24 protein-coding genes are annotated in these 21299 nt (G+C 42.5%); 20 read left to right on the top strand and 4 right to left on the bottom strand.

The annotated features are described in order from the left end of the window. The first annotated feature begins 96 nt into the window (after positions 1-96). Positions 97-354, top strand: coding sequence for a DUF896 family protein (locus ABID27_RS06045; protein WP_354280969.1), 258 nt, complete (start codon positions 97-99; stop codon positions 352-354). A gap of 47 nt (positions 355-401) precedes the next feature. Here ABID27_RS06045 and ABID27_RS06040 read toward each other — a convergent pair whose 3' ends face one another. The 4 genes from ABID27_RS06040 to ABID27_RS06025 form a co-directional block, all read right to left on the bottom strand. After that, on the bottom strand, positions 402-1082 hold the full coding sequence (locus ABID27_RS06040; RefSeq protein WP_253365277.1) for a potassium channel family protein: 681 nt from the start codon (positions 1080-1082) through the stop codon (positions 402-404). A 10-nt stretch (positions 1083-1092) separates the two neighbouring features. Then, positions 1093-2442, bottom strand: a complete 1350-nt coding sequence (locus ABID27_RS06035; protein WP_354280967.1) for a TrkH family potassium uptake protein — start codon at positions 2440-2442, stop codon at positions 1093-1095. Positions 2443-2544: 102 nt separating this feature from the next. Beyond that, on the bottom strand, positions 2545-3060 hold the full coding sequence (locus ABID27_RS06030; RefSeq protein ID WP_253365279.1) for a DUF3278 domain-containing protein: 516 nt from the start codon (positions 3058-3060) through the stop codon (positions 2545-2547). Beyond that, positions 3057-3257, bottom strand: a complete 201-nt coding sequence (locus ABID27_RS06025; protein WP_253365281.1) for a helix-turn-helix transcriptional regulator — start codon at positions 3255-3257, stop codon at positions 3057-3059. Before ABID27_RS06025 ends, ABID27_RS06030 begins: the two co-directional genes overlap by 4 nt. A gap of 206 nt (positions 3258-3463) precedes the next feature. Here ABID27_RS06025 and rsmH point away from each other — a divergent pair, with 206 nt between their 5' ends. The 19 genes from rsmH to ABID27_RS05930 all read left to right on the top strand — a co-directional run bounded on the left by rsmH (position 3464) and on the right by ABID27_RS05930 (position 21173). Beyond that, positions 3464-4417 (top strand): 16S rRNA (cytosine(1402)-N(4))-methyltransferase RsmH, encoded by a 954-nt coding sequence (gene rsmH / locus ABID27_RS06020; protein ID WP_354280964.1) that lies wholly within the window; start codon positions 3464-3466, stop codon positions 4415-4417. A gap of 9 nt (positions 4418-4426) precedes the next feature. Further along, positions 4427-4750, top strand: a complete 324-nt coding sequence (gene ftsL, locus ABID27_RS06015; RefSeq protein WP_253365285.1) for a cell division protein FtsL — start codon at positions 4427-4429, stop codon at positions 4748-4750. Position 4751: 1 nt separating this feature from the next. After that, positions 4752-7007 carry a penicillin-binding protein PBP2X gene (gene pbp2x / locus ABID27_RS06010; protein WP_354280962.1) on the top strand — a complete coding sequence of 752 codons (2256 nt, stop codon included), beginning with the start codon at positions 4752-4754 and terminating at the stop codon, positions 7005-7007. 1 nt (position 7008) lies between these two features. Further along, entirely contained in the window at positions 7009-8007 is a 999-nt protein-coding gene (mraY, locus tag ABID27_RS06005) for a phospho-N-acetylmuramoyl-pentapeptide-transferase (protein ID WP_253365287.1), read from the top strand. A gap of 118 nt (positions 8008-8125) precedes the next feature. After that, positions 8126-9469: a DEAD/DEAH box helicase gene (locus ABID27_RS06000; protein ID WP_253365288.1), complete on the top strand. Its 1344-nt coding sequence runs from the start codon at positions 8126-8128 to the stop codon at positions 9467-9469. A gap of 12 nt (positions 9470-9481) precedes the next feature. Further along, the gene (locus ABID27_RS05995; protein ID WP_253365289.1) at positions 9482-9706 is read left to right on the top strand and encodes a DUF4059 family protein; all 225 of its coding nucleotides are present in this window, start codon (positions 9482-9484) and stop codon (positions 9704-9706) included. Positions 9707-9717: 11 nt separating this feature from the next. Then, positions 9718-10635: a thioredoxin-disulfide reductase gene (gene trxB / locus ABID27_RS05990; RefSeq protein ID WP_354280959.1), complete on the top strand. Its 918-nt coding sequence runs from the start codon at positions 9718-9720 to the stop codon at positions 10633-10635. Positions 10636-10645: 10 nt separating this feature from the next. Continuing rightward, on the top strand, positions 10646-10948 hold the full coding sequence (locus tag ABID27_RS05985; RefSeq protein ID WP_253365291.1) for an ArsR/SmtB family transcription factor: 303 nt from the start codon (positions 10646-10648) through the stop codon (positions 10946-10948). A 76-nt stretch (positions 10949-11024) separates the two neighbouring features. After that, positions 11025-11915, top strand: coding sequence for a cation diffusion facilitator family transporter (locus tag ABID27_RS05980; protein WP_354280957.1), 891 nt, complete (start codon positions 11025-11027; stop codon positions 11913-11915). A 65-nt stretch (positions 11916-11980) separates the two neighbouring features. After that, positions 11981-12517 (top strand): DUF177 domain-containing protein, encoded by a 537-nt coding sequence (locus ABID27_RS05975; protein ID WP_253365293.1) that lies wholly within the window; start codon positions 11981-11983, stop codon positions 12515-12517. Positions 12518-12593: 76 nt separating this feature from the next. Then, positions 12594-14018, top strand: coding sequence for an NADP-dependent phosphogluconate dehydrogenase (gene gnd / locus ABID27_RS05970; RefSeq protein WP_354280954.1), 1425 nt, complete (start codon positions 12594-12596; stop codon positions 14016-14018). 3 nt (positions 14019-14021) lie between these two features. After that, a complete protein-coding gene (locus ABID27_RS05965) occupies positions 14022-14711 on the top strand; it encodes a response regulator transcription factor (RefSeq protein ID WP_253365297.1) in 690 nt (229 codons plus the stop codon). Positions 14712-14904: 193 nt separating this feature from the next. Next, positions 14905-16014, top strand: coding sequence for an AI-2E family transporter (locus tag ABID27_RS05960; protein ID WP_253365299.1), 1110 nt, complete (start codon positions 14905-14907; stop codon positions 16012-16014). A 117-nt stretch (positions 16015-16131) separates the two neighbouring features. After that, entirely contained in the window at positions 16132-16605 is a 474-nt protein-coding gene (gene nrdR, locus ABID27_RS05955) for a transcriptional regulator NrdR (RefSeq protein WP_253365301.1), read from the top strand. 3 nt (positions 16606-16608) lie between these two features. Further along, entirely contained in the window at positions 16609-17763 is a 1155-nt protein-coding gene (locus tag ABID27_RS05950) for a replication initiation and membrane attachment family protein (protein WP_253365303.1), read from the top strand. Next, positions 17760-18662, top strand: a complete 903-nt coding sequence (dnaI, locus tag ABID27_RS05945) for a primosomal protein DnaI (RefSeq protein WP_354280951.1) — start codon at positions 17760-17762, stop codon at positions 18660-18662. Before ABID27_RS05950 ends, dnaI begins: the two co-directional genes overlap by 4 nt. After that, positions 18655-19371, top strand: a complete 717-nt coding sequence (locus ABID27_RS05940) for an NADPH-dependent oxidoreductase (RefSeq protein ID WP_354280949.1) — start codon at positions 18655-18657, stop codon at positions 19369-19371. The genes dnaI and ABID27_RS05940 overlap by 8 nt, the downstream gene beginning before the upstream one ends. 10 nt (positions 19372-19381) lie before the next feature. Then, complete coding sequence (gene der / locus ABID27_RS05935; protein WP_354280948.1) at positions 19382-20692, top strand: ribosome biogenesis GTPase Der; 1311 nt, start codon at positions 19382-19384, stop codon at positions 20690-20692. Positions 20693-20954: 262 nt separating this feature from the next. Beyond that, positions 20955-21173: a hypothetical protein gene (locus ABID27_RS05930; RefSeq protein ID WP_354280946.1), complete on the top strand. Its 219-nt coding sequence runs from the start codon at positions 20955-20957 to the stop codon at positions 21171-21173. Positions 21174-21299: the final 126 nt, after the last annotated feature.

Here is a 21299-nt window from a genome sequence, read left to right as displayed (position 1 = left end):
ACCAAGTAAGCCAAGCCAAACTATTCACCGTGGAGAGATTTGTAGCAATAGAAGCACGTCTACGACTCGTAAGAAATAGTTGAAAAAGGAGGAATCATGACACCTGAAAAAATCGCTCGTATCAATGAGCTTGCGAAAAAGAAAAAATCAGTCGGACTGACTGGTGAGGAAAAAGTTGAGCAAGCGCGGTTGCGTGAGGAATACATTGAAGGTTTCCGCCGTTCTGTGCGTCACCATGTTGAAGGAATCAAGCTGGTTGATGAAGAAGGAAATGATGTGACACCTGAGAAATTGCGCCAAGTCCAACGTGAAAAAGGTCTGCACGGCCGTAGTTTGGACGATCCAAATTCATAGAAACAAAAAGAGAGTGGAGAAAATTCCACTCTTTTTTATGATTATGATTATAAGATTTTGTTGGTGTACTCTTCAAAATGGTCAACCGTGTTATTGTCCATGACAGCCATAATCAACTCGTCTTCGTTAAAGGTGTAATCAGGCGAGAGTTGGATATGCAGTTGGCGGTCGCTTCCGTATTTGCTGCGGTATCCGATGATGTTCATCATGTATTTTTGACGCGGATTCAGCTGGGCAAGTGTTTTGCCAATCCATTTTGCAGGTGGTTGAAATTCAACGATACTGATATTGCCGTCTAGTTCGATTAACTCAGTTGTGTCATGGTGAAGGAGGTGTTTTGCAAGGGAAATCCCCGTTTCGCGCTCAGGTGAGATGACGCGGTCGGCACCGATTTTGAGAAGTACCTCGCGAGTTGTTTTACTTTTAGCTTTTGCAATCACTTTTGGAACGCCCAGCGCTTTACAATGAAGGACAGCAAGGACGCTAGATTCTAAGTTATTTCCTGTTGCGACCACAACGGTATCACAAGAGCCGATGCCAGCTGCGCGTAGTAAGTCTTTGTCGGTGATGTCTCCCACAACTCCACGAGCGAGAATGGCTTCCATTTGATTGATTTGACTTTCATGGTTATCGACAGCGATGATATGGCTGTTGTATTTGGCTAATGTTTTAGCAATGTTGGTTCCAAAAACTCCCAGACCAAGAATTCCGATAGTTTGTACTGGCATGTTGTCTCCTTTAGACGATCATTGTTGATTTTGCATATTGAATGTTATCTTCTCGAGAAGATTTACGATTTGAGATACTCATGAGGATGGACATTGGACCAATGCGGCCAAAGAACATGAGTGCCATGATGATAAACTGACTGGCATGTGTCAGGGTCGGCGTCAAGTTTGCCGTAACTCCAACGGTCGCAAGTGCAGACATGACCTCAAACATTAGAAAGAGCAGAGGTTTCTGTGGATCTGTTACGCTGATGGCGAAGAGGCCAAGGATAAAAGTCATGAGAAAGACGCTGAAAAGAGCGACTGTCTTACGAATTGTAACGGTATCAATTGTTCGTCCCATAAAATTGGTATGGGTCAAACCGAGAATCTCGCTGCGGGCAAATAGAACTAAGGCCAGGAAGGTTGTAATTTTCAAACCACCTGCTGTACCACCTGGTGCCCCACCCAAGAACATCTGGAAGATGTAGAGTAATAAGGTAACAGGATGTGCCTTGGTGTAATCAATTGTTGCAAAGCCAGCAGTCCGCATGGTAACAGTTTGGAAGAAGCTAGTAATCACCTTGTGTCCGAAAGAAAGATTTCCGATTGTAGATGGATTGTTGTACTCGATAAGAAGAGACAGTGTGGTCCCGACGAATAAGATAAATGCAGTCAGCATCACAACAACTTTGGTATGAAAGGCTAATTTTCGGCAGTGTCCTTGCTTGGTCAAGTGGGTTTGTAAGTCAAACCAGACGGAGAAACCCAAGCCCCCCATGATGATGAGTGCTGCGATGACCAAGTTGACGATTGGTACAGTAGCGTAATCAATCAAGCTGTTAGCTCCCATATTGTCAAATCCTGCATTACAAAAAGCAGAAATGGCAAGAAAGAGCGATGTAAAGAGCCCCTTAGCTAGACCAAATTTCGGTACGAAATGCAGAGATAGTAGCAAGGCACCAAGTAATTCGACCGCAAAAGTAAACTGAAAGACAGAAAAGATAAACTGCTTGAAGTTACGAGTATCGTCTCGGCTGAGACTTTCTTGCAGGGTTGCAATATTGATAAAGCTGAGCTTCCGGCGTGCTTGCAAGGAGAACAGTCCGATAAAACTGATTAGGCTTAGCCCTCCAATCTGCATGAGCATCATACAGATAATCTGACCGAAAGTTGTATAGGTGGCTGCGACAGGAACGGTAAAGAGTCCTGTTACACAGACCATTGATACAGTTGTAAAGAGATTATCCCAGTAATGAGCCTGTGAGGTCGCTTGTTGGGAGATGGGAAGAGTCAACAAAAGTGACCCTGTCAGAATAACCCCTAAAAAACTCATAATAATGCGTTGAGTAGGCGTTAGTTTAATCCTAAAAATAGGCATGATTTCCTCGAAATGTTTCTTCTAAAATTAAAATATGAAGATATTCTACCACATTCTTCTAAAAAAGAAAGAAAAAGTTACCAGATTAGGCAACTTTTTAGGTTATTTAAATTTACGCGCCTGCACAATTAGTGACATGATTAGTCCAAATAGAATCCCCATGATAATGCCGATAATGATATTCAGCGGTCTTAAGAGAAGTGAGAGAAAATCTTTATTTTCAGACCAAGATACCTGAAAAGCGCTAAAGAGATACATGAAGAAACCAAAAAATAGACCAGCTTTTAAGCCACCGTTTTTCATTTTTTTCTGTTCGCTAGGAGTCAACTCCTCCTCGTCGATAGTGGTAAGGTTGGAAGCGTCGACCTTGAGCATGACGTAGAAAAAGATAATAAATAGTCCAAACATCAAAAAGATAGGGTAGGCGATGGCGGTGAATTTAGGAAATTTTATGCTGAGAAAAAGAGCAATGACATTGCCGATCAGAATCAGCCAAGTCAGATAGATAAAGCAGATATTTCCAATGCGATCTGCCTCGCGGCGTTTGTACTCATCCATCGGACCTGTGATGCCGTAAAAGTGTTTAATCATTTTTTCAGTAACTGTTTCTTTTTTCATCGTTTTTCTCCTTCTAGCCAAAAGAGGCTGTTTAAGTCTGTTTTGAGGGCTCGTGCTAGGTTGATACACAAGTCGAGCGAGGGATTGTATTTATCATTTTCAATCATGTTGATGGTCTGCCTGGAAACTCCGATAGCTTGGGCTAAAGCCAATTGAGATAAGCCAGCCTCGGTTCGAAATTCTTTGACGCGATTCATAGGACCTCCTAGATTGTGTCGGATATATGCGACACATTTGCCTAAAATTTTTTGGTGTTACCGTCACCAAAAGTTAAATATAGTTGATACTGTTATTATAAAAAGAATGAGACGACATGTCAACTATATATGACATGTTTTGTGAAAAAGTTTTCAAAATAGGAATTTAAGGAGCTTTTTTTGGAAGTATGGTATAATAAACAGATATGACAAAGGAATTTAATCACACAACTGTTCTATTGCATGAGACGGTTGATTTATTAGATATTAAGCCGGATGGTGTATACGTAGATGCGACCTTGGGGGGAGCTGGACACAGCGAGTACCTGCTTAGTCAGTTGAGCCAAGAGGGGCATCTGTATGCGTTTGACCAAGATCAGACGGCCATTGATAATGCCCACATCCGCCTAGCTTCGTTTATTGAAAAAGGCATGGTGACCTTTATCAAGGATAATTTTCGTAATCTCAAAACGCGTTTAGCAGAGTTAGGTGTGACAGAGATTGATGGGATTTGTTACGATTTGGGTGTGTCCAGTCCACAATTAGATGAGCGTGAGCGTGGTTTTTCTTATAAAAAAGATGCGCCGCTAGATATGCGAATGAATCGTGAGCAGAGCTTGTCGGCCTTTCAAGTTGTCAATCAGTACGATTACCATGACTTGGTACGGATTTTCTTCAAATATGGAGAGGATAAATTTTCCAAGCAGATTGCGCGTAAGATTGAGCAAGCACGTCAAGTCAAACCCATCGAGACAACGACGGAGTTGGCTGAGTTTATCAAGTCAGCCAAACCAGCTAAAGAGCTCAAGAAAAAGGGACACCCTGCTAAACAGATTTTTCAGGCCATACGGATTGAGGTCAATGATGAGCTAGGTGCGGCGGATGAGTCCATTCAACAAGCTATTGATTTGTTGGCACTGGATGGTCGGATATCGGTTATCACCTTCCATTCATTGGAAGATCGCCTGACCAAGCAGCTTTTCAAGGAATACAGTACGGTGGATGTACCAAAAGGCTTGCCTTTCATCCCAGACGACTTGAAGGCACCATTGGAATTGGTTAATCGCAAACCAATTTTGCCAATCGAAGAAGAGTTAGAAGCCAATAACCGCTCTCATTCTGCTAAGTTGCGCGTTGCGAAGAAAGTACATAAAAACTAGGAGAAATCCATGTTACAAGACAAACGTAGAGATGTCGCAAGACGAGTTATTGAAGAAAAAATCAGAACTTTTTCAAGAGTGGAAAAGGCTTTTTATGGTAGTATCGTTTTTTCAGGGATTGTACTAGCCATTGGGATTATTTTCCTCCAAACTCGGTTGTTGCAGCTCCAATCTGACATGGCAACTGTCAATCAAAATATTAGTTCCAAACAAGCAGAGTTGAATGATGCCCAGCAGGCTGTCAACGAATTGTCGCGTAAGGAACATTTGACGGAAATTGCGAAGAAGGAAGGCTTGACCTTCAACAACAATAATATTGGAGTGACGGAGTAATATGGCAAATAGGAAAAATAAATTTTTACGGTACGTGCTAAAACATCGTTCCTATCCCTCTAGAAATCGTAGAAGAGTGGGGCAAAGCCTCATTCTTTTGACTGTTTTTATCTTTTTTATTTTTTTGATTAACTTTGCAATTATTATCGGGACGGACTCGAAGTTTGGGCAAGATTTGTCTGCGGGGGCAGCTAGTGTTCACCAGATGACGGTTACAAAGCAGGCCAAACGTGGGACGATTTATGACCGAACAGGAATGGCAATTGCTCAAGATTCGACGACCTACACCATTTATGCCATCATTGACAAAGAATATGTCTCAGCCTTGAAAGAACCGCTCTATGTACAAGATAGTCAGTTTGATAAGGTGGCGGAGATTCTCGATAAAAAATTGGGGATGAAAAAAGACTTTGTCATCCAGCAGTTAAAATTGCCCAATCTGAGTCAGGTTTACTTCGGTACAGCTGGTAAAAATATTTCCTACTCAACGATGACTGAAATCCAAGATTTGATGAAAAAGGCTGGCATTAAAGGGATAAACTTTGATACCAGCCCAGGTCGGATGTATCCAAACGGGAATTTTGCCAGTATTTTTGTAGGATTGGCCCAATTGGTGGATAATAAAGATGGTTCGCAAAGCTTACTAGGCCAGACGGGTATGGAGTCAGCCTTAAATGCGATTTTGTCTGGGCAAGATGGAAAAATCGTCTATGAAAAAGACAGCAAGGGACGGATTTTACCGGACACTGCCGATGTGAAAAAAGAGACGATTAACGGTCAAGATGTCTATACGACCCTGTCTGCGGATTTGCAACGGTCCATGGAAACCAATATGGATGTGTTCTTTACCGATACAAAAGCGGTCAATGCTAGTGCCACCTTGGTTTCAGCCAAGACGGGTGAAATTCTAGCCACCACTCAGCGTCCAAGTTTTGACGCTGATACCAAGGAAGGTCTGAATGCCAAAGATTTTTCTTGGCTATCTCTCCTTTATCAATCTCAATATGAGCCGGGGTCAACCATGAAAGTTATGACCTTGGCATCTGCCATTGATAGCGGAAAATTCAATCCCAATGAAATTTACTACAATGACAAATATGATATTGCCGATGCGACCATCAAGGACTGGACGGTCAATACTGGTCGCGATGCTCAATATCTCAACTTCGCTCAAGGTTTTGCCCTGTCAAGTAACGTCGGTATGACACGACTGGAGCAGGCCATGGGAGACGACTTGTGGCTCCATTATTTGTCGAAATTCCGATATGGCTATCCGACACGTTTTGGAATGTCAGACGAATCAGGAGGGATGTTGCCAGAGGCCAATATCGTTTCCTATGCCATGACATCCTTTGGACAGGCCATCAACGTCACTCATTTACAAATGCTTCGTGCCTTTAATGCTGTCGCCAATGATGGTGTAATGTTAGAGCCAAAATTCATCACTGGAACCTATGACCCCAATACCAATACTTCTCGGATTTCTCAAAAAGAAGTCGTTGGAAATCCAGTCTCAGCGGACGCTGCTAGACAGACTAGGAATTATATGATTTCTGTCGGTACGGACCCCTACTATGGAACTCTGTATTCCCACGCGGCAGGAGGAGCAGTGATCTCAGTTGACGGCTACAATATAGCAGTCAAATCTGGTACGGCCCAAATTGCCAAGTCAGACGGTACAGGTTATATGGAAGGTGCCAATGATTATGTCAACTCCGTTGTTGCAATGGTTCCTGCGGAAGATCCGCAATTTATCATGTATGTGACTCTTCAACAACCACAGAACTTTAATCTTCTTTCATGGCAATCCATTGTCAATCCAGTTTTGAAAGAAGCCATGTTGCTCAAAGATAGTTTAAACTTAGATGGTCCAGCTCAAGGTCTGTCAACGGTTACGGGTGAAACAGAGTATAAGTTGGAGGATTTGACGGACCATAGCCCAGGTATCACTGCAGATGAGTTGCGTCGCCATTTGGTACAACCCATTATCTTGGGAAATGGTTCAAAAATCAAGAAAGTATCTGTCAAGAAAGGTAGTAATCTAGCTGCTAATCAGCAAATCTTGCTGTTGACATCAGATTTCACAGAGTTGCCAGATATGTACGGTTGGACCAAGGAAAATGTTCAGGTGTTTGGAAAATGGATGGGGATAGAAGTGACCTATCAAGGCAATGGTAGTCATGTCACCGCACAAAGTAGCGACACCGGAACAGCATTGAAGAAATTAAAAAAATTAACCATTACACTAGGAGAATAATATGTTTTTGGCTATTTCAGCAGGGATTCTCGCCTTTGTAGCGACAGTCCTCCTCATGCCACAATTTATTACCTTTTATCAGCAAAAGCGAATAGAAGGTCAACAAATGCACGAAGATGTAAAACAGCACCAATTTAAGGCGGGAACACCAACTATGGGTGGAACGGTCTTCTTGGTAGTAGCTATCCTTGTTAGCTTTCTGTTTGCTCTTGTATTCCACATGATGACAGGAGCGGTTTTTGGCATTCTGTTCATCCTTGTTTTATACGGAACAGTTGGATTTTTGGATGATTTCTTAAAAATCTTTCGTAAGATTAACGAGGGCCTCAATCCAAAACAAAAATTGATTCTGCAAATCATTGGAGGATTGGTTTTCTATGGTGTTCACGTAGCAGGTTTTGGCGGAGGGGAACTCAATATTTTTGGTTATCATCTCCATTTGGGAATTCTGTACATTGCCTTTGTCCTTTTTTGGTTAGTTGGTTTTTCAAATGCGGTCAACTTGACAGATGGGATTGACGGTTTAGCTTCCATCTCAGTGGTAATTAGTTTGGCGGCTTATTCAGTTATTGCTTTCCATCAAGGGCGGTTTGACATCCTTCTTGTCTGTGTCACCATGATTGGAGCCCTTCTTGGTTTCTTCGTCTATAATCATAAACCTGCCAAGGTATTTATGGGAGACGTGGGAAGTTTGGCTCTTGGGGGAATGCTCGCAACCATCTCTATCGCTCTTCATCAGGAATGGACCTTGCTCCTTATCGGTTTGGTCTATGTCCTTGAAACGTCATCGGTTATGTTGCAAGTCAGCTACTTCAAGTACACCAAGAAAAAATATGGGGAAGGTCGCCGTATCTTCCGTATGACTCCTTTCCATCATCACTTGGAATTGGGTGGTTTGTCAGGTAAGGCTGAAAAGTGGTCTGAATGGCAAGTGGACTTTTTCCTTTGGGGGGTGGGTCTTGTCATGAGTCTCGTGACACTTGCTTGTTTGTATTTATAAAGGACCCAGGACTCAGTCCTAGGTTTCTTTTTATTTTGTCAGAGAAGGTCAGTTCAGATTATGTCAGTATAGGGAAAAATTTGGTATAATAGAAACAAGTAAGAAAAATGAGGAAACTATGAAATTTACAGAATTTAAATTAAAAAATTATATTCAAGATGCTTTGACGGATATCCATTTTGTCACAGCAACTGAAGTACAAGAAAAGTTGATTCCAGTTGTCTTGTCTGGGCGTGACTTGGTCGGGGAGTCTAAGACTGGTTCAGGAAAGACGCACACCTTTTTGATTCCAATTTTCCAAAAATTGGATGAGGAACAAGACTACGTGCAGGCAGTTATCACAGCGCCGTCGCGCGAGTTGGCAACGCAGATTTACCAAGCGGCTAAGCAGATTGCTGAGCATTCAGAGACAGAAATTCGTGTGGTTAATTATGTCGGCGGAACAGATAAAAATCGCCAAATTGACAAGCTGCAAACAAGTCAACCCCATATCGTGATTGGAACTCCTGGACGGATTTACGACTTGGTCAAATCAGGTGACCTAGCAATCCATAAAGCAAGCACATTTGTCGTGGACGAGGCTGATATGACCTTGGACATGGGCTTTTTGGAAACAGTTGATAAGATTGCTTCGAGTTTGCCAAAACAGTTGCAATTCATGGTCTTTTCAGCGACGATTCCGCAGAAATTACAACCGTTTTTGAAGAAATACTTGTCTAATCCTGTCATGGAAAAAATCAAGACGCAGACGGTTATTGCGGATACAATCGAGAATTGGTTGGTATCGACAAAAGGTCGTGATAAAAATGCACAAATCTTGCAAATGACCAAGACAATGCAACCTTATTTGGCCATGATTTTTGTTAACACAAAAGAACGTGCGGATGATTTGCACCACTATCTTTTGTCAAATGGTCTCAAGGTTGCTAAGATTCACGGAGATGTGCCACCGCGTGAGCGTAAACGCATCATGAATCAAGTGAAAAACTTGGATTATGAGTATATCGTAGCCACAGATTTGGCGGCGCGTGGGATTGATATTGAAGGAGTTAGTCATGTTATCAATGACGCGATTCCGCAAGATTTATCCTTCTTTGTCCACCGTGTAGGACGGACAGGACGAAATGGCTTGTCGGGGATTGCCATCACCCTCTATCAACCAAGTGATGATGCAGATATCCGTGAGTTGGAAAAGATGAATATCAAGTTCCAACCAAAAGAAATCAAAGATGGCGAATTTCAAGATACTTATGACCGTGACCGTCGTGTCAATCGTGAAAAATCAAATGAAAAACTAGATTTAGAAATGATTGGCTTGGTCAAGAAGAAAAAGAAAAAAATCAAACCGGGCTACAAGAAAAAAATCAAGTGGGCAGTTGACGAAAAACGCCGTAAGACCAAGCGTGTGGAAGCGCGTGCTAAAGGTCGTGCGGAGCGCAAAGCCAAACGCCAAAGTTTTTAATTGAGGTGAATCATGCTGCAAACGATTTTAGGTTTTTATCTTCAAAGTCTCCTCTTTTCAGCGATTATTGTTGTCGTGATGAGTCTGATTTGGTTTGCGAGACGGGCTGGAAAAGGACTGGATCAGACAGTGAATGACCGTCGTCAGTTTTTGATTGATTTGTTGATGATCAATATCATGACAATTCCGATTCTTGCTTTTGGAATCGTTGGAATTCTTATCATGTTTAGGGTTTAGAAAGTAGAAATATGTACGATACAATTATTATTGGAGCAGGGCCTGCAGGGATGACCGCAGCGCTCTATGCAGGTCGTAGCAATCTCAAGGTTGCTCTTTTGGAACGTGGGATTTACGGCGGCCAAATGCAAAATACGGCTGATATTGAAAATTACCCAGGTTATGCCAATATTTCCGGACCAGAATTATCTGAGAAAATGTTTGAACCGCTTGAAAAATTCGGTGTGGACCATCTTTTTGGACAAGTCCTTCGTGTGGAAACTGACGGTCCTGTCAAAAAAGTGATTACAGAAGACGAGACCCTGGAAACCAAGTCAATTGTCCTTGCAATGGGGGCCAAACACCGTTTGTTGGGCATACCGGGTGAAGCAGAATACAATAGCCGTGGTGTATCCTACTGTGCAGTTTGTGACGGGGCTTTCTTCCGTGACCAAGATTTATTGGTCGTAGGTGGAGGAGACTCTGCGGTGGAAGAAGCAGCTTTCTTGACACAATTTGCTAAGTCAGTGACAATCGTGCATCGTCGTGATAAATTGCGTGCCCAGCAAGTGCTGCAAGACCGTGCTTTTGCCAATGAAAAAATCAATTTCATCTGGGATAGTGTTGTCGAAGAGATCAAAGGCGATGACCGCAAGGTCCAATCTGTTGTCCTTAAAAATGTTCAGACAGGTGAAGTGTCAGAGCATGCTTTTGGTGGTGTCTTTATCTATGTTGGATTGGATCCGATGACGGACTCTGTTGCGGACTTGGGTATCACTGATGAAGCGGGTTGGATTGTGACCAACGACCTCATGGAAACCAGTCAAGCAGGTGTGTTTGCGGCTGGTGATATTCGCCAAAAATACCTTCGCCAAGTTACAACGGCTGTAGGGGATGGTGCCATGGCTGGTCAGCAGGTCTACAACTATTTGACAGCTTTGGAAGGATAAGGTTGCTTATATGTCTTACCAAGATGATATGCAGTCATTAGAAAGAACAGCCCAGCTTTTTAAAGTTTTAGGTGATCAGACACGTCTGAAAATTCTTTACTTACTCTCTAAACGAGGTTCGTTAAAAGTTGAAGATATTATCTACGAATTAGGTATGGAACAGTCAGCTGTCTCTCATCAACTAAGTAAATTACGAAAAAATCATATTGTTAAGGGGCAAAAAATGGGCAAGTACGTTGTCTACCAAATGGTAGATGAGCATGTTCGTCATATGTTTGAGCTGGCTCTAGCTCATAGCCAAGAGGAGGAATAAAATCCTTCTTTTTTGTTTGACAAATGAACGTCTAATCATATATAATATATGAAAGTATATTCATGCGAGGTAAATCATGAAAAATAAATTTGTATCTAGTACCTTGATAGCTTTTTGGCTTAATTTCTCTTTTTCAATTGTTGAATTTATATTTGGGACCTTGTTTCAATCGGCGGCTATATTAGCGGATGCTGTTCATGATATGGGAGATGCCCTTGCAATCGGTTTATCCTATTTCTTAGAAAAAATTTCAAAGAAGAAAGGCAATGATCGCTTTAGCTTGGGATATGACCGCTTTGCCCTCCTAGGAGCAATGGTCACATCGGTGATTTTAATAGTAGGTTCAATTTTTGTATTGGTTGAAACTGTACCACGCTTGTTTAATCCACCTGTTGTAGATAAAATTGGCATGCTATTGCTTGGTGTGATTGCCATTGTCATCAATGCTGTGGGGAGTTTTGTCCTTTCTGAGAAGTCATCAGAAAACGAAGAAGTTCTCAGTCTACACTTTCTGGAAGATATCTTAGGATGGATAGCAGTTATTATCGTAGCTCTGGTTCTCCAAGTGACAGACTGGTATTTTTTGGATCCATTACTTTCTGTTGCAATTTCTATTTTTATATTGAGTAAGGCGCTTCCTCGTTTTTGGAAAAATTTCTTAGTTTTTATGGAAGCTGTTCCAGCAGACATTGATTTACAGCAGATAGAAAATGAAGTTGAAACAGTTGAACATGTGAAAAAAGTAGTAGATTTGAGCGTTTGGTCTTTAGATGGACGGCAACATGTGGCAACGCTTCATCTGTGGATTGATGATGCCGCAGATGAAAAATCGGTCCGTCAAGAAGTGGTCGAACTCCTTCATTGTCACAATATTGTCGAAGCAACAGTTCAATTTGATCAAAATATGGAAGAACACCAAGAACATTGTCGCAAAGTAATTTTATCTGAACACAGGCATCAACACTGACAGCTTTATGGCTGAGTGTGGTATAATAAATGAAAACTCTAAATAGTGATAGGAAGTTGATATAGATGTTTCATATTTATGATATTCAAAAAAATCCAGAGGGTATTCAGTTTGAAAAGAGCCTGGATGTGACCGAGGAACTCAAGGGTCGTAATGCTGAGATTCTGGATTTGACGCCAGTTTTGGCTCAAGGAAGTGTTCGATTTGAAGCTGGATTTTACTTTTTAGATTACAGCATGTCTTACACCATTACCTTGGCCTCTAGCCGTTCATTAGCGCCGGTGGAGAGAGTAGAGACGATTGCAGTCAATGAAATCTTTGTGGCAGATGAATCCGTCCTAAAGGAAAAAGACTTGGTGGACGCAGATATGGTATTGGTAGTAGAGGATGAACAAATCCGCCTTGATGAAAGTGTTGCAGACAATATTTTGCTGGCAGTTCCCTTGAAAATTTTGACACCAGAAGAGGAAGCTGGTTTTGCTATGCCATCTGGAAATGATTGGGCTGTCTTGACAGAAGATGATTTCCAAGAAAGTCAGCAAGAGAAAAAAGAAGCAAGCAGTCCATTTGCCCAGTTACAAGGGCTTTTCGACCAAGAATGAAATTGACAGAATATTTGCAAAATCTTCCTTTTTGTTGTACAATGAAAAAGATAAACTATTACAGAGGAGTAAACTCATGACAAAAGCAAACTTTGGTGTAGTAGGGATGGCCGTAATGGGTCGTAACCTCGCCCTCAACGTTGAATCACGTGGCTATACAGTTGCCATCTATAACCGTTCAGCAAACAAAACAGAAGATGTGGTTGCGAGCAACCCAGGTAAAAAATTAGTACCAAGTTATGATGTGGAGTCTTTCGTAAATTCGATTGAAAAACCTCGCCGTATCATGCTCATGGTGCAAGCTGGTAAAGGTACAGATGCGACAATTCAAGCGCTTCTTCCATACTTGGACAAGGGCGATATCTTGATTGACGGTGGGAATACTTACTTTGAAGATACCATCCGTCGTTCAAATGAATTGGCTGACTCTGGTATCAACTTCATCGGTACAGGTGTTTCTGGTGGTGAAAAAGGTGCCCTCGAAGGCCCATCTATCATGCCTGGTGGTCAAAAAGAAGCTTACGAATTGGTAGCAGATGTCCTTGAAGAAATCTCAGCTAAAGCTCCAGAAGATGGTGCTCCATGTGTGACCTACATCGGTCCTGATGGCGCAGGTCACTATGTGAAAATGGTTCACAACGGGATTGAGTACGGAGATATGCAACTTATCGCCGAAAGCTATGACTTGATGCAACACTTGCTTGGTCTATCTGTTGATGAAATGGCAGACATCTTCACTGAGTGGAACCAAGGTGAATTGGATAGCTACTTGATTGAGATTACAGCTGATATCTTGAAACGTAAAGATGATGAAGGCCAAGATGGACCAGTTGTAGACTACATTTTGGATGCTGCCGGTAACAAAGGAACTGGTAAATGGACAAGCCAACAATCACTTGATTTGGGTGTACCATTGTCATTGATTACAGAGTCTGTGTTTGCTCGCTACATCTCTACTTATAAAGAAGAGCGCGTGCATGCTAGCAAGGTTCTTCCAAAACCTGCTGCAGTGAGCTACGACGGTGATAAAGCTGAATTGATTGAAAAGATTCGTCAAGCGCTTTACTTCTCAAAAATTATTTCATACGCACAAGGTTTTGCACAACTTCGTGTAGCTTCTAAAGAAAACAACTGGAACTTGCCATTTGCAGACATTGCGTCAATCTGGCGTGCAGGTTGTATCATCCGTTCACGTTTCTTGCAAAAGATTACAGACGCTTACAACCGTGAAGCAGACTTGGCCAACCTTCTCTTGGATGAATACTTCCTTGATGTAACAGCTAAATACCAACAATCCGTTCGTGATGTGGTGAGTTTGGCTGTGCAGGCAGGTGTACCAGTACCAACATTCTCAGCAGCCATCACTTATTTTGATAGCTACCGCGCTGAAAACTTACCAGCCAACTTGATTCAGGCTCAACGTGACTACTTTGGTGCTCACACTTACCAACGTAAAGACAAAGAAGGCGTCTTCCATTATTCATGGTATGATGAAAAATAAGATATGACCAAAAAGATTTTAATTGCAGGTAAAGAGCGAAATCTATCGCATTTTGTATCAATGGAATTACAGAAGAAAGAATACATTGTGGATTATGCTGCGACAGGAGAAGAAGCGCTCCAGCTTGCAAATGAAACAGATTTTGATTTTATCATTATGAGTTTCCAACTGTCAGATATGACCAGTAAAGAATTGGCTGGAAACATCCTCAAGACTAAGCCTGCGACAGTGATGATTGTCGTAGCAGAACCTGAGGAAGCGGAGCAGTTCGGTGAAGATATCCGAGCCTATGCTGTTTCTTATATTATCAAGCCTTTTGTCATCCAGGAATTGGTGAGTCAGGTGGATATGATTTTTCGTGGTCGAGATTTTATCGACGAGCATTGCAAGCAAGTAAAATTGCATGCAGCTTACCGTGACCTAAAAATTGATTTTCAAAATCGAACGGTGACGCGCGGTTCCGAACTCATTGCTTTGACCCGCCGCGAATATGACCTCTTGGCAACCTTGATGAACAGCCAAGAAACCATGACGCGTGAGCAGTTGCTGGAAAAGGTTTGGCAGTACGAATCCGGAACGGAGACCAATGTAGTGGATGTCTATATCCGCTACCTTCGTGGAAAATTAGATATTCCAGGGCAGTTATCCTACATCAAAACCATCCGTGGAGTTGGTTATGCCATGCGTGACTAATATCCCTATAGCGAAGATCAGGTGAGGGTTCTCTCATCTGATTTTTATCTAGATTAGATTCTAATATAGTTGTTTTATTTTAGTGCGAGGCAAAGAGGTGTGGGCTGTACTGAAGTACGGCAAACCGAGTTAGCGAAGCAATCAAATAAAACGAAATGACTATAGTTTAAAATTTGTGTAAAAAGGAAGTAATATGAAGACCACATTTAAGGAAAAAATCTTGCTGATTACCTTTGCGTCCCTAGTTTTATTAGCTGTTTTGCAGTATGAAGCAATCTTGAAACTGATTTCGCTCTTGCTCGGGAGCGTCAACTCTCTTTTGATTGGTGCGATTTTTGCATTTGTGCTCAATGTACCGATGAAAAAATTAGAGAATTTGATTGAAAAAGTTCCTTTTTTGAAAAAATCTAGTCGTCCCCTAGCGATTGCGGGAGTTTTGGTAGCGTTTGCCTTGATTGTGACAGGTTTGGTCATGATTATCCTACCAACGCTGACAACTACGATTTCACAATTGGTTAGTGTGACCAATGAAGCTATTCCAAAGTTGGTTTCTGCCTTGCAAGAAAATGGTGTCCTGTCCAGTAAGGTAGGACAGGAAGTGAACAGCTATGTTAGCAAATTTACAGGTTGGGACAATGTCTCTTCTTATGTGACGTCCTTTTTAGCAGGATTGGCGACAAATGTTACAGGTATTTTCTCAAATGTTCTAACCTTGATTATGGCTTTCTTTTTCACCTTGAGCATCTTGGCTAGCAAGGAGCATTTGCAAGCCATGTCATCTAAGTTGTTGGTGGCTATTTTCCCAGAAAAAGTGGTGCATAACCTAACTTATGTGGGTGAAGTCATTATTGATACCTACGACCGTTTTCTGATGAGTCAGATTGTAGAGGCTTGTATTATCGGGGTCTTGGTATTTGCGGGTTATTCTTTATCTGGGATTCCTTATGCGGCCATGGCTGGTATCTTAGCTGGCGTTTTGTCCTTCGTGCCTTACATCGGTCCGCTTTCTGCTTGCTTGATCAGTGCGCTCTTTGTCTCTGTCCAAAATCCGCTGCTGGCTCTGTGGTCGATTGTGCTTTTCCAGATTATTCAGTTGATTGAGGGAAATGTCATTTACCCACGTGTTGTCGGTCAATCCGTTGGCTTGCCAACCTTGTTTACCTTGGCTGCTGCCTTGATTGGTGGGAATTTATTTGGTTTGATAGGGATGGTCTTCTTTACACCGATTTTTGCAGTTATTTATCGTCTGGTTCGGGAATGGACCTATGAACGATTGGCTGAAAAAAGCGCAGACGAAGCCTGATTGTAATTGGTATTGGTTACCTTGTATCTTGTCAGGGGGTGAGCCTAGCTCACTCCCTTTTATTCTCCTTAGAAATGTGGTACAATGAGATGATAATGATAAAATGGGGGAAAGAAGATGCGTTGTCCCAAATGTAATAGTTTGAAGTCAAGTGTAGTGGATAGTCGACAAGCGGAAGATGGCAATACCATCCGCCGCCGTCGTGAATGTGAAAAATGTGACTATCGTTTTACAACTTATGAACGTGTAGAAGAAAAGACGCTAGTTGTCGTAAAAAAAGATGGGACGCGCGAGCAATTTTCTCGTGAAAAAATCTTCAATGGGATTATTCGTTCCGCCCAAAAACGTCCAGTTTCTAGCGCTGAAATCGATGAAGTTGTCAATCGGATTGAACAAAAGGTTCGTGCTCAGAGTGATAACGAGGTAGAAAGTGATGTCATTGGGAATCTGGTCATGGAAGAGTTGGTTGATTTGGATGAGATTACCTATGTTCGTTTTGCTTCAGTCTATCGTTCCTTCAAGGATGTGAGCGAGTTGGAAATTTTGCTCAAGCAGATTACAAAAAGTGCCAAGCATAAAAAGCAGGACTAAGTTATGAAACCAAACGATACCTATGCTTACCTAGCAGGGCAACAATTTACGCCGGATTTTGCTAGTTTGGCCGCTTGCTACCAGCCGATTTTGGGGCTGGAGGCAACGGCACTCTACCACTATCTCTGGTCTTTTTATGACAATGGTCGTGGGCGGTATAAATTTAGTCGTGTGCTCAATCATCTAGGTTTGGGGACGCAGGCGGTGGAAGCGGCTCTCAATGTCTTATCTGCCATGAAGCTGTTGGACATCTATCAGTTGGAGGATGGAGTGAGTTTGCAGTTGCTTCGTCCTTTATCGCAGCAGGAATTTCTCAAGCACCCCCTTTACCATTCGCTGTTAGTCAAAAAAATTGGTGAGCCTGCCGTTCAATTGCTAGAACAAGATTTGCCATCTGTAGATAAAAAAATCAGCAAGCAATTTTCAGAAGTTTTTTCAGTTGAGGGACAAGTGGTGTCAAACTTGAGCCAGTCCAAGGAATTTGACATGCAGTCCTTTAAGCAATTGATGGGACGGGACAATCTGCGTTTTGAAGATGAGAAAACAGATACAGTTGCCTTACATCATTTGGCGGAGCAAGCTGGATGGACTTGGTTTGAATCTTATCAAGTGGCCAAAGAAACGGCTGTGGATTTTGTCATTTCTACCAAACGAATGGCTAAAAAATGGCAATCTAAGCCAGTCAGCCAGGGGCAGTTTTCACCCCAAGAAGTATCCTTCATTCAAGAAAGTAAAAAACACAAGCCGCTAGAATTTTTACAACTCTTAAAAAACAGCCGGAAAGCAGCCTTGACAACTACAGAACGTACTTGTCTTAAAAACATGGCGCAACTGGGTTTACTCGATGAGGTCATCAACGCCATTGTGCTTTATACCTATAATCGTGTGGATTCGGCCAACTTGAATGAAAAGTATGCCTTAAAGGTGGCTAATGACTTTTCTTATCGTGGGGTTGATACGGCAGAAGCTGCAGTTTTGGCCTTGCGTGAGGGTGTAAAAATGAGCAAGCCTAGCCAGAAAACACCGGTAGAAACTAGCAATGTACCCGAGTGGAGCAAAAAAGAAGTGAAGCAAGAAAAAACAGTTCAAGATCAGAAAAGACTTGAAGAACTCCGTCGTCGGATGATGGGGGAGGAAGGAAAAGGAGGTGACCTATGAATCCAGTTCAAGAAAATATGAAGCGAGAAAATGGTGGACGTAAGTCCTTTCAAGAGCTTTATGCTGAGATTGTTAGCGATGCAGAGGTTGCAGAATTTATTGCCCAGCATCAGCTGACAGAAGACCAGGTCAGTCGCTCCTTGTCCAAGTTCTTTGAGTATCTCAATGAACGAAAAAAATATTTGGCCAAAGACTCTGCCTATATTGCGGTGGGCTACAAGCCTGTCTTGGTCATGAATGAAGGCTATGCCGATGTTTCCTACCAAGAGACGCAAGCATTGCTGGATTACCGCAAGGCGGAAGCCATCAAAAATCGCATTCAATTGATTTCTTTGCCAGCGAGTCTCAAGTCCGTTACGGCAGCAGATTTGGACTTCAAAGATGTCAATCGGATGCCGATTTATGAAGCCATTAGTGAGTTTTTAGAGCGGGTCGGTCGTGACAATAAAGGCCTCTATGTTTTTGGGAATTTTGGTATCGGCAAAAGCTATCTGATGGCTTATTTAGCTCATCAGCTATCGGTCCGTCATGAGTTGGCAACGACCATGCTTCATTATCCGACTTTTGTCGTGGATATCAAAAATGCGATTAGCTCTGGTTCGGTTAAAGAACGGATTGACGACATCAAAGCAGCTCAAGTCTTGATTTTAGATGATATCGGTGCGGAGCAGCATTCGTCTTGGGTGCGAGATGATGTCTTGCAGGTCATCTTGCAGTACCGCATGCAGGAAAATCTTCCGACTTTCTTTACCTCAAATTTTTCATTTGCAGATTTGGAACGCCATTTTTCTTCTGGGAAAACAGGAGATGAGACTTGGCAGGCCCGCCGGGTGATGGAGCGCATTCGTTATCTTGCTAGAGAAATTCATTTGGAAGGGAGCAATCGACGCCATGACTGAAACCATTGACCTAATGAAAAAACATGTCTCGGTTCGTTCCTTCACGGATCAAAAAATCCCCGACCAAGACTTGAAAGCTATCCTTGAAGCAGGACAAGCAGCGTCTAGCTGGAAAAATTTTCAGTCCTACTCCATTGTAAAAGTGCAGTCTGACACGCAAAAGCAGGCCATCTATGCCGCACAACCACAACCTTGGATTCTGAAATGTGACACGTTTTTGATTTTTATCGGAGACCTCAATCGGGCTGAAAAAGCGACGCGACTTCATGCAGAAAATTTTCATGCGGATGGTGCGGACAATCTTTTGGTGACCTCAGTAGATGCAGCCTTGGCAGGGCAAAATGTCTTACTGGCTGCTGAAAGTATGGGCTATGGGGGAGTTTTTATTGGCATGATTCGTCAAAATGCGGATGAAATTGCCAAGATTTTGCAGTTGCCAGATTATACCTATCCTGTCTTTGGAATTGCCTTGGGTGTTCCTAAAAAATTAAACGAAGTGAAGCCTCGCTTACCGCAGGAAGTACTGGTGTTTGAAGAGTTTTATCAGGAGCAGGACGCCCAAGTCATCAAGGACTTTGACCAGGTCATGACGGATTATGCAGGTGCTCGCCAGACTGAATTATGGTCTGAACGTGTAGCCATGCAGTTTGGTCAGCCAGAACATCCGATGACGGCAGCATTTTTAAAAGAACAGAAATTATTGAAATAAAGGAGGCCACATGGCTTTACCAACTATTGCGATTGTCGGACGTCCAAACGTCGGCAAATCAACTCTCTTTAACCGGATTGCTGGAGAACGCATTTCCATCGTAGAAGATGTGGAAGGTGTGACACGCGACCGTATTTATGCAACAGCTGATTGGCTCAATCGTAAGTTTTCTATTATCGATACAGGTGGGATCGACGACGTTGATGCGCCATTCATGGACCAAATCAAGCACCAAGCGGAGATTGCCATGGATGAAGCAGATGTCATCGTTTTTGTCGTGTCTGGTAAGGAAGGAATTACGGATGCTGATGAGTATGTTGCTCGTATCCTTTACAAGACTAATAAGCCCGTTATTTTAGCGGTAAATAAGGTTGATAATCCTGAGATGCGTAGTGATATCTACGATTTTTATGCCTTGGGTCTTGGCGATCCTTACCCCGTTTCATCCGTACACGGGATCGGTACCGGGGATGTTTTGGATGCCATTGTGGAAAATCTACCGCATGAAATTGAGGAAGAAAATCCAGACATCATCAAATTCAGCCTGATTGGTCGTCCCAATGTCGGAAAATCTAGTTTGATTAACGCCATCTTGGGAGAAGACCGTGTGATTGCTAGTCCAGTGGCTGGAACGACTCGTGATGCCATTGATACGCATTTTACGGATAGCGAAGGACAAGAGTTTACCATGATTGATACCGCTGGTATGCGCAAATCTGGTAAGGTCTACGAGAATACAGAGAAATACTCTGTCATGCGTGCCATGCGTGCCATTGACCGCTCAGATGTGGTTTTGATGGTCATCAACGCAGAAGAAGGCATTCGTGAGTACGACAAGCGGATTGCCGGCTTTGCCCATGAAGCGGGTAAAGGGATGATTATCGTGGTCAACAAGTGGGATACGGTTGAAAAGGATAATCACACCATGAAGAACTGGGAAGACGATATCCGTGACCAGTTCCAATACTTGTCTTATGCTCCAATTATCTTCGTATCTGCCCTGACCAAGCAACGGTTGCATAAGTTGCCAGACCTCATTAAGCAGATTAGTGAAAGTCAAAATACTCGAATTCCATCAGCGGTTCTTAATGATGTCATCATGGATGCCATTGCCATCAATCCTACACCGACTGACAAGGGCAAACGCCTGAAAATTTTCTACGCGACACAAGTGGCTACCAAACCACCGACATTTGTCGTCTTTGTCAACGAAGAAGAGCTCATGCACTTCTCTTACATGCGCTTTTTGGAAAATCAAATCCGCAAAGCCTTTGTATTTGAAGGCACTCCGATTCATTTGATTGCTCGGAAACGTAAATAATCAGAACCTCCTTTTGGAGGTTTTTCTATTGAAACTGAGCATTTTCCCCTATTTATTGATAAAATAGAATGTTATATTGTGTAAAGGAGGAGAATCTATGGGTTTGGGATAGCTGGCGGGAACCTCGTGGCATGTAGGAAAATTCACTCGTAGTCAAGGAGATGAAAAGCGCCACAGAGCTCGCTACCAATTTTTTGAAAATGGCTTGTGTTTAAAACTGAAAAATCGTTGCTATGTCTCAGCAAGGTGTGATATTTATCAGGTGCGCAGTCAAGACTATGACCAGCCCTTGCCGAGTTTTCGACAGGTCTTGGAGAAGCAATTTTACAGAGGACGTATGGTGGCACATCCTCGTTTTGGAGCGGGGCAGATTAAGGAATTAACAACAGACCAGTTGGTTGTGACTTTTCATGGAGAGCATACCAAGGTATTTGCCCTTGATTTTGTCCTCGAAAAGAATCTGTTTCAATTTCCTCAGTAGGTAGCTGCTGGCAATTTTGATGGTTTTGGATAGAAAGAGAAAAAGGTGAAAGCCTTCTTTTTATCATGAAAAAACACCAATAAAGGGCTTAAGTATGCTATAATAGAGGGATAAAGAAAAGGAGAA

The organism is Streptococcus gallinaceus (assembly GCF_040545695.1).
Taxonomy (GTDB): domain Bacteria; phylum Bacillota; class Bacilli; order Lactobacillales; family Streptococcaceae; genus Streptococcus; species Streptococcus gallinaceus.
Note: the sequence above shows the minus strand (reverse complement) of the source record. Positions and strands in the feature narration are given on the sequence as shown.